The 8095-nt window shown below is 37.7% G+C and carries 4 protein-coding genes; all 4 read right to left on the bottom strand.

The genetic code is table 11. The features are described 5' to 3' along the window. Positions 1-894: 894 nt before the first annotated feature. The 4 genes from U9P07_09975 to zorA are packed head-to-tail and all read right to left on the bottom strand — an operon-like array spanning position 895 to position 8006. Positions 895-4200, bottom strand: coding sequence for an SNF2-related protein (locus U9P07_09975; protein ID MEA2109732.1), 3306 nt, complete (start codon positions 4198-4200; stop codon positions 895-897). Between the two features lie 8 nt (positions 4201-4208). After that, on the bottom strand, positions 4209-5639 hold the full coding sequence (locus U9P07_09970; GenBank protein ID MEA2109731.1) for an EH signature domain-containing protein: 1431 nt from the start codon (positions 5637-5639) through the stop codon (positions 4209-4211). Positions 5640-5643: 4 nt separating this feature from the next. Then, positions 5644-6414 (bottom strand): OmpA family protein, encoded by a 771-nt coding sequence (locus U9P07_09965; protein ID MEA2109730.1) that lies wholly within the window; start codon positions 6412-6414, stop codon positions 5644-5646. Then, a complete protein-coding gene (gene zorA, locus U9P07_09960; protein MEA2109729.1) occupies positions 6414-8006 on the bottom strand; it encodes an anti-phage ZorAB system protein ZorA in 1593 nt (530 codons plus the stop codon). Before zorA ends, U9P07_09965 begins: the two co-directional genes overlap by 1 nt. Positions 8007-8095 lie beyond the last annotated feature (89 nt).

Raw genomic sequence — 8095 nt, 5'->3', positions numbered from 1 at the left:
TGTCACCGACGTTCTGAAACTGTACGAATTGTGGCGGTATGAAAATGCTGTATTTTCTTCAAAAAGAAGGTGTAAAGAACTCTTCTTAATTCTTCATATTCTTCAAGTTTAGCAATAGCAAGGGTCGTGTTCGGCTGAAGCATAAAACATTCCATAAAAAACGTCCAAAATAGCCACATTTTCAAACTGACGCTTTTCATACATTTTCACGCAGTCGCTAACACTCTGTATCCACTTCACGGGCAATCTGTAACATCTGATCAATAACAGGAACCATTTTCATCTCATCTGGATTGTCACCTTTCATCATACCAAGACCTTTTTGGATAGCCTCAGTGACCGGTAGACATTCTCGACTTGTGTTTTTGTTTCAGGTTTTAAAATGCCCATATACTGCAAACAGACGAAGTTCAGTATGATCGCTCCTAACAACATACCATACATAAAATAACGTTCCTTGCGTCGCGATGCTAAAAAAGCAACCATAACAGCTAAAAAAGCAATGCCCACTGCCAATAGCTCGCTAAGAAAAAAAACTGATAACCGCTAAAAATATCGATATACTGCTTAACAAGAGTACCACTCAAACATTCTCGGCTCATTTATGAAAACTTTGGTACTTTAGCTTTCAACCCTTTACCGGGCAGTATCTTCAAAGTTGACGTACCGTGAACAATAAGTTCATTATCCTCGTTAAAAACTTTTGCTTCGGCGTAACCCGGGTTGACGCTAACCATTATAAAACAACTGCGCCTTGTAAGTGTCGTTGATACTCTGTATTGTCATCAACTTCTACCAATTGCTCTCCGGTGAAACTATATTAGGAAAACAAAAACTACCAGTAACAGAATCCCCTCTGTGACAATGAAGGTGAGACACCTACCCCTTGAAAAATTAGTGTAGGGGAGTGGGAATATTATCTGGAGAAGATAACCACCTAAACAAAGAAAATCTATCCACCAAAAGGACAGACTTCATTGTTGCATGTAATTTTGCTTTCTTTGTAAAACCATGTGCGTTAGTCACCACTACAGCCTTAAATGGCCTCGGTAAATCTTGATAATGTTCTAGTGACTTCACTATTTCAAATACAGCATCTTCTGAACAATGACGGGTTCCTTGCGTATGTTTACACTGAATAATCAAATTGTTTTTTCCAGATCCTGTTGGTGCTAAAGCAATTCCATCTGCCCCAAAATCTCGTGTCACAGGTGTGGTTTTAACTTCATAGTCTATGTGGGCAAGTTCCGCCAAAATCATTCTTTCAAATGCAACGGGTTCCAATAAATCTATTTGATCCATATTAAAAGTTTTATGTTTGCTAGCTGAAAAACCCCTAATTGTATCATTAAAAAGGTCTGCCATATCTTGATCGGTTCCTGCTGGAGGAGCTAATACGTCACGACTTAATTGTCGTTTTTTTTCTAATAAATTATGCAAATTACTATCAAAGCTATGTTCCCCAAGTTCAGGGTGCAATGCCAATGGAAAATAAATTGTTACATTTTTGTCTTGACCTATGCGATATACTCTGTCTGTACATTGATCTTCAACTGCTGGGTTCCACCAACGAGAAAGATGTATTACATGGTTAGCTGCAGTTAAAGTCAAACCTACACCTCCTGCTTTAGGCGAAAGAATCATGACATCAAAATTGTCATTGGTAGAATCTTGAAACTTTTGCACTCGCTCGTGACGTTTTTGGCCACTAATACTGCCATTGATAACCATTGGTGGAGAATTGAGATGATATCGTTTCTGTAAATATGGAACAAGTAATTGTTGCATATCAAGACTCTCCAAAAAAATGAGAGCTTTTTCGTTATCCTTAAAAATCTTATCTAAAATATCAATAGTTGCCTTCAATCGAGCAGAATTATTTATATATTCATCGTCAATATCGGCATCTAAAGAAGTATAAGGATGAAGTGAAACTGAACGTAACGATTGCAATGTCTGGAGCATTTTCCCTGGTTCAGATAGGTTGTTACGGGCCTCACGCAGTATCACATGATAAGCCTGAGCTTGGATTTCAGGCATTTCGACTTCAATGATCTTAGTTGTCTTGAGTGGAAGACCATCCAAATGATCTTCTTTCATTCTTCGTAACATTATTACTGGATTCTCATCCATTAACGTTTTTTTCAGCTCAATACATTGACCTGCCTGTTTCTCCCTATTTTTTGATTCATATTTTTGGGAAAATTGTTTCAAAGTTCCCAGCCTTCCTGGATATACCGTGTCAAGTATACACCAAAGGTCCGCAAGACGATTTTCGATAGGTGTACCTGTCAAAGCGACAGAAAAGGACGCCGCTAAAGACTTCGCCATATCTGTCATTAAAGCAGCGGGGTTTTTTATCTTTTGCACTTCATCAAAAGCAACAACAGACCAAGATATTTTAATGAAAATTTTGATGTAATCCCGTAATGTCTCATATGTTGTCAATACAAGATCAAAATTTGATAATTCGTGTGCAGCTTGAGTTTCAGATACCCCCCGCAATGCCCTAAACCCCGCACCATAAGCTCTGTAAAGTAACCCCAATTCAGGAGGAAGAAGATGCTTATGGATCTCGTCTTCCCAGTTTTTCAGAAGACCAGTTGGGGCAACTATTAACATCGGATTCTTAATATTTAGGCTGACAACCATCAAGCCTTTCACCCATGCCATAAAAACTAGTGCTTGAAATGTTTTTCCAAGCCCCATGTCATCTGCCAACAAACAACCTGGTCGACCATGTACCCAGTTATCTTGTAACCAGATAACTCCTTTTTTCTGATGCTGTAACAAAATAGATTTTAAGTTATTAGGAACTGATCCAACCTCTCCATCTCTTTTTATTATAGATTTTTCGTATCCAAGTTTAGAAAGATGATCGATGATGATAGGGACTGTTTTCTCTGAAGGACTATCATTAGTTCCGCATTTTCCTTTATTTTTAGTTGAATCTGGTTTTTGTTCGGGAAGGTTTAGAGATAATGCTTTTAATGCGGCATCTGTTGCAGGGATTTTTTGCCCTTTGAATTGAACAAATTTCTGTTTTGCTTGTTTTGCTTCTTTTACCAAATCAATTAACTCTGGCAGATCCTTCACAGAAACCCGGACAATGCTATCATCAATTGGAATTCCTAATTCCTCATTACCAGCCAACCAATCTTGATCTGAAGGCAATAAAAATACCCCTGTTTTAGGTTGCCATATCCCTAGATATTTTATACGATCACTTAAAAACTCAGGGGACTCGAAAAAAAGATCTTCTAAAATATCCTCGGAGATTTCTGCACCCAACTGTTTCACAATAACTTGCCTTGGGTTGGCTAAAAATGCCCGTCTATCTTCTGCTGGTCGGAGTTTATATGAATGCGCTATTGATAAAACTTTCTGGAGAGTACGTGGGATGGCAATAAACCAGCCGTTTCCTATAGCATAATGATTACGTACAGATTTTGACTTCCAAAATTTTTTATTGAATGCTTGTTGATGTTCTGGAGGCAAAAGAGGACGAAAAGATGGTTTCTTCTCTTGAGGAATATCTTCGTTAGAAGTATCAATTGTTCCTTGCACCAGGATAGGGTTGAAATCCAAGGAGTTGCTTCCAGTGATTTCCAAAGTGAAGGCATCAGCTGGTGCGACCTTTATTGCTGACAAATAATTATCAACTATTACATTATCAGGTAATAGTTCTTTTATTTCTCCCCAAGCTAGGAATCTTGCATCCATATCCTCTTCTGGAAGCTCATTATAGGTATCCATCTTTTCCGCAAGACTAAAGATCGGATCAAGCAAAACTGTCTGAGAAGTGCCATCAGTAAGAAATGATCCAAAACGCGAAGGATTCAGTAACGGTTGCCCATTTATTCGAGCAAAATGAAAATGGAAGCGAAAATCTGGGTGGGCTAAATTGCCTTCTCCTCGGATATGTAAGCGAAACATACTTGGTTTTGGTAGGCCAAGCTGCTGAAGATGGTGTGCTTCAAAATTAGCTATGGTTTTATGTGGGACTTTAATGCAAAACGAATCTCGCAATTCGCTAGATTCACTGTCTAGAGAAAGCAATAAAGCCCCAACACTGCCTGTTTTATTTTCGGCCGTAATTATTTCGTGACGGCCCCATTCATTAACTGGAAGTAAATTGTCGCGTTCAGTACATGTGAAATGCACATTATGATTCGTTAGTTCCCAAAGTAATTTTGCCATTTAATATCCTAGTTCAGTTCGCTCAAAGGGACATCGATACCTGTCACTTTTCTTATATAATTCCGAACCCTTCCCTGCCAAAGAAGTTGGTTTGATTTTACATGTATGAAAGGAGGTGAATTTATATCGCTGTCTGAAAGCTCATTTCGTAATTCGTCACGCAGATATTCTTTTTTGTAAAAAAGAGGCTTATTGGGGACATTTTCCGACCAAATATGACACTTACCATTATGGCTCCACTCTGCTATTATAAGGTTGTCAATCCTCATTAGCAGCGCGGAATGAAGCGGGTTAACATTGCCTCCTTGCAGATGGCCATAGCTTCCTTTAAACTCTTTGAATGAATATTCAGCTAGTTGACGCGCTTTTTGCCCCAAAACAACCCAAGCATCACCTATGGCATTACGCCTTAAATAGGCTGTCCAGAATTGTTGCCGATCCCTCCACATTCTTTCAGCATCTGGATCATTACCCGCAACGTGTTTTAAGAGACGAAAAAAATCCTCTAGGGTAGATTTGACCAGCCACCGCTTCATGACTTGCTGCGCTACGCCAGAGACATCATGCCAATGACGTTTATCTATCCTAGGATCTCCTGCGTTTTTGATTAAAAAAGTAAAAATAGCTTGTTTAGCATTTTCTGGGTCATCTCCTTGAGAGAAAGGCTCTAATAAATTATTTATCAGCTGAGTTCTGTTTTCAGGAAAACGAAAGCAGCCCTTTCCAGTAACCACCCAATCGGTGAAAATCTTCAATTCGGCTAATCTCAGGTTTTGGTCTGTAATTTTTGAGCGAATATCTTGACTGAGCGTGTTGAAAACGTGTTTAACAAAACCTCGAACCGCCAAACGACCTTGCAGTCCAGCTTTACCTAAAGCACTTTCAATATTTACGTGTTGTTTTAAAATTCGATCTGTTAATTTTCGTGGCCCATCTTTATCTAAAAAATGAGATTGAAAAGTTAGATCCTTGATTTTGGTCAATCGATGAGTTGTTGCATTCTGCAATAAAACGGTTAGAGATTTATTTAAAGAATCAAACCAAGAGGCTTCAGGATTGTAGCGATAGAGGAACTCTGACAGCAGTGACTTAATTGATCGATAATTTGATGTTTGTGTCAGCCATTCTAGATAGTTACTCAGAAGAGGCTGGTGATCACCTAAAGCACCGGGGGCGGGACCAATATCCTCACGCAACAAAATGAATGGTGCTCTTTTTAAGGTACGTAAATTTAAATTATGAAGAGTTTTTTCTTTTTGCCAAGCATTTGAAACCTCTTTATAAATAAACTCTGAGTCGTATTTATTTGGCATCTGAGTAGTAAACCCCTCCCCGAAACGAGTACGTATTTTTTGAAGTGCTTTTTGGACTTCAAAAGTCGTAGGAAACCCTTGAAATTCAAAGAGGTGTGATGTATGTAACCATTGATTAATTGGCATTTGTTTATTTTGCAGAAAGTGGTTTTTCCATTATTTTTTTAATTTCTTCATTATCATGAGGTGTCATAATGAAGCGCAGATCAATTCGCCTGTCTTGTTGACAATCTTTTCCGTTATTACTTTCTGAAATTGGACGAGTATCACCATATCCGCTGACACTAAAAATACGCCGTCCTGACTCATTTGTTATGTTTTTTAATATCTCATTCTTATTTACCAAAATATTATAAGTTGCAATTGCCCTTGCTACCGACAACTCCCAATTACTTTTAAATTTTTGATTGTAGATCGGGATACTGTCTGTATGTCCTTCAATGAAGATAGTTTCTAATTTTCTATCTTCCTTCTTTGGATGTGGTGATAATATGCAATATTTTTCATGGCTGGTAGTATAGCAAGGAACAATTTCCTTCAATAGATCAGACAGACCTCCAATCACAATAACACCATTTTCTTCAGGCACAGCCTTACCAGACCTAAAAAACATTTGATCTGCTTTATCTCGAATATGGATAACCCCATTTTTTGCGTCTATAACAATTGCTAAATTTTTGTCCAGCTCTTTCTCCTCAATTTTTTCTTTTATCGTATGTAGAATCCTCGTCCTAGTTGCATCTCTGCTAGCTAGAGATTTATTAACTGATTTATAATGTATAACAAAATACACGAGTATGATAATAAAGATAAAAACTAGACCAGACATTAAGTCGCTAATTGACATAATGTAACTTGAGCTTCCATCCTGACTTAATATACGGCCTTTTTTAAAACTCATCAATTATTACCTGGCCTACCTTGAGAGACCCCTCTTAAGTTTTTCGAAAATCCATCAAGAACTTCAGCTAATTCTTCTACGGATTCTCTTGTCTCTCCTGCGGCACTACCAAGATCTTGCGTAATTTTTGCCATGTAACTATCCATATCAGTCATAAACTTATGAACTTGTTCGGCGTATGCTTGAACCCCTTCCTGCAATTTATGAAAAAACCCTTCTACACTTTGGTCAATTTTTTCAAATCTCTGCTGATAATCCTTCCACGTTTCCGTCAATGAATTTTGCATAGACCAGAGTTGTTCAACCCCAGCTTTAAGAATGCTAACAGCTTCAGCGTTTTGACTATTTGTTTTTTTAATATCCTCTGTAGCTTCTTCTAGGCCAATACCGACGTTTTCCAGTCTCCTTGAAACAGTTTCTAATTGATTAAAACTCTCCCGCAACAACTTTGTAACTCCCACAAAACTATTAGCAGTATCGTTCATTGCCTCTGATGTTAACCCAATATTTTCAACCGTCTGATCTAGTTTTTCCAGGGATTTACTCATAATCTCCACAGAGCGTTCAGTCTCCCCCTGCATCTTATCTTGTGCTTCTGACAGTTTTCTTTGTTGTTCAACCATCATTTCATTTAGCGACTTTATAGATGTGCCCAGTTCTTTCATTTCTTCGCCAGCAGCCCCCTGAAGAGTCGCTATAAATTCTTTTACAATTTCCTTGAGCATTTTATCGTTAGTATCGGCCCTATCCTTTCTCAGACCTTCAACTGCAACAATCAGATCTTGCAGTATAGGTATTAAATTCCCAGACATTTTTTCATCTAAAGCATTGGCAATATTGAACGCCAATTCAGTGTTGAACATTTTAAGTTCTTGGCTCTGGATTCTTAATTCTTCTAACGATTTTATGGCTAGTCCCTCAGAAGTCACCCTTTCTAATCTTGTATCTAATGCATTGTTCCATAAATGAATTAGATTTGAAACTCTGTTTAGATGATGTTTCTCAAACCATGAAAAGATGATAGAGGAGAGTATGCCTGCAATAGAAGTAGAAAAAGCTAATGCTGCACCATCTATTAACTTTTTAATGGAATCTTCATTTATCGTACCTCCGCTTGTAGACATATAAATGCCAGCTACTAATCCTATAAATGTACCTAAAATTCCTAATCCGGTGAGAATATTTGGCCAATTATTATAGAACCGAATATTAAGATAAGGGTTAATAAGGGTTTCTTCATTGAAATAATTTTCTGCTGGAAATGCATTACGAATAGATCTCTGAGGTTCGTCTGGGAAAATTAATGTTTCTGTAAATTCATCCCAACAAATACTGAAAATCTTTGATTTTTTAATCCACTCTTCCAACTCTTGATATATTTTTACAAAACCTAACTCGTCCTTAGCTTTATCAATTTTCTTAATGGCTTCTTTAAGTAAATTTTCAATGGGTGAAATCCTACGGGAAAAAACTATCGCACTAATCGAAGCCAAAACTATTATTCCACCACATGCCAGTAAAACCCCTTGAGGCATTAGAATTAAATTAAATATCCCCCTAATTACCTCTCCCGCAACAATGACTTCCTTCATTTCTCATCCCTTAAACATTATTGACGCAATTTTCGTGAAAAAAATAACCAGCCCACTTTTTCTGAAAAGCAGTTCCGCTATCTATCAAA

It is taken from the genome of Pseudomonadota bacterium (assembly GCA_034660915.1).
Classification (GTDB): domain Bacteria; phylum Desulfobacterota; class Anaeroferrophillalia; order Anaeroferrophillales; family Anaeroferrophillaceae; genus DQWO01.
Note: the sequence above shows the minus strand (reverse complement) of the source record. Positions and strands in the feature narration are given on the sequence as shown.

What these genes read in the sequence shown, in the direction of transcription:
- U9P07_09975 (MEA2109732.1), bottom strand. Translation starts at nt 4,200, where the DNA reads ATGGCAAAATTACTTTGGGAACTAACGAATCATAATGTGCATTTCACA.
- zorA (MEA2109729.1), bottom strand. Translation starts at nt 8,006, where the DNA reads ATGAAGGAAGTCATTGTTGCGGGAGAGGTAATTAGGGGGATATTTAAT.
- U9P07_09970 (MEA2109731.1), bottom strand. Translation starts at nt 5,639, where the DNA reads ATGCCAATTAATCAATGGTTACATACATCACACCTCTTTGAATTTCAA.
- U9P07_09965 (MEA2109730.1), bottom strand. Translation starts at nt 6,414, where the DNA reads ATGAGTTTTAAAAAAGGCCGTATATTAAGTCAGGATGGAAGCTCAAGT.